Consider the following 1,742-nt stretch of genomic DNA (forward strand, 5'->3'; position numbering starts at 1 on the left):
GCCGCGGCCAGCGCGGCGGCCAGGACGAAGCCGGCGCCGAGGAACAGCAGCGGCTTCGGGGTGACCGGCGCGGCCGGCACGTCGGCGAGGCTGACGAGCCGGGTGCTGCCGACGAGGATGCGGCGCTCGGTCTCGAGCTCGTTGGCGCGCTTGTACAGGTCGGTGTACTGGCCGCGCTTGATCTCGGCGTTGCGCACCATGCCGGCGACGACCGATTCGTCGTCCATCGCGGACGCCGCCTCGGCCTTCGCGGTCTCCATCTGCTGGCGCAGCGACTTGGCGAGCGCGCTCGACGCGTCGAAGGTCTTCTTCAGGCCGGCGCTGATGCTCGCGACCTCCCGGTCGACGCGCAGCTTCAGGCCGGCGAGCTCCGTGCGCATCGCCTGCAGCGTCGGATGGTTCGGCCCCAGCACCGTGCCGGTGTTGGCGATCTGCGCGGCCACCACGTTCATCTGCTGCTTGAGGTCGCCGATCGTCCGGCTCGCCAGCACCGCCGGGGCGTTGATCGAGCCCCGGGCCTGGTCGGCGTTGATCTCGGAGAGGCGCGCCGCGGCGTCGGCCTTGGCGGTCTCGGCCGCCGAGAGCTGCTGGGTGATGGTGCTGAGCCGCTCGGAGGTGATCGGCGCGTTGGCGCCCGACATCAGGCCCTTGCGCCGGCGGAAGGCCTGGATCTTGGCCTCGTCGTCGCGCAGGGACGCGTCGAGCTGGCGGATCTCCTTCCACAGCCACTCGGTCGCCGCCTCGCGGCTGTTGGCGAGCACGCCGCGCTGGTCGTCGAGGAAGGCGGTGATCAGCGCGTTGGTCAGCGCCTGGGAGGTCTCCGCGTTCGGCGAGCGGTAGGCGATGTTGATGACGCGCGAGCGGCCGGCGCCGGTGACGACGTAGCGGCGCTGCAGGTAGTCGACCACCAGGTCGGTGTTGCCGCGCAGCTTGTCGCAGCCGTCCTCCTTGGGCGGCAGCAGGCTCGCGAGGAGCCCGCCGCGCGCGATTTGCCGGCACTCGGCCACAACCTTCTCGACGACGTCGCCCGAGGCGACGAGGCGCATGATCCGCGGCGCGCGGATCACCAGCATCTGGCTCTCGATGTCGGCCGGGTCGCCGAGCTTCTGGATCCAGGCGACCGACGCGTTGGCGTTGTTGCTGCCGGGCTCCGGCTCGGCCACGATCACCGAGCCGACCGCCAGGTACTGCACCGGCGCGACCATCAGCAGCCCGATCGCCACCGACATGACGCCGATGAAGACCGCCGCGAACAGGCGCCGCCGCCGCCAGATCGTCGCGAACGGGCCGGCTTGGTCGGTGGCCGGGCCCGAACGCGGCGCGGCCGGCACGGCGGTGCGGGCGGGGTTGAGGTAGGACGTCGTCATCGTCGACCACCGGGTCTGGCGCCGGTTCGCGAACGGGGTCGCGCGACCGTGCGGAAGGGATTGTGAGGTTCGGGCCGCCGCGCGCGGGCCGAGCGTGGCGGATTCGGTCAGGCCAGGGCCTTGAGGCGGTGGCCCGAGCGCTCCTGGCCGGCGCCGAGGTCGCGGTGGAGGGCCATCTGCTCGTCGACGAAGCCGGCGAACCGGGTGCGGAACACCTCCGGGGCGAACAGCGCCGCCTGGGCGCGGCAGGCGGCGCGCGAGAACATGCCCTCCTGCTCCGTGAAGTCGCGGACGCAGGCCGCGATCGCGGCGGGGTCCGGCTCGGCGAAGAACATGCCCGAGCGGTTGGGCGGGAGCGTCGCCACGGTCTCGCGC

At 72.8% G+C, this 1,742-nt stretch carries 1 protein-coding gene and 1 pseudogene; both read right to left on the reverse strand.

Translation table 11 applies throughout. The annotated features are described in order from the left end of the window. The coding region (locus FV223_RS26745) for a GumC family protein (protein WP_187276261.1) at positions 1-1,367 on the reverse strand (1,367 nt) is incomplete at its 3' end. Positions 1,368-1,474: 107 nt separating this feature from the next. Then, a pseudogene (locus FV223_RS26750) lies at positions 1,475-1,742 on the reverse strand (glycosyltransferase family 4 protein); the annotation flags it as partial.

This window comes from Methylobacterium sp. WL116, from assembly GCF_008039455.1.
Lineage (GTDB): Bacteria > Pseudomonadota > Alphaproteobacteria > Rhizobiales > Beijerinckiaceae > Methylobacterium.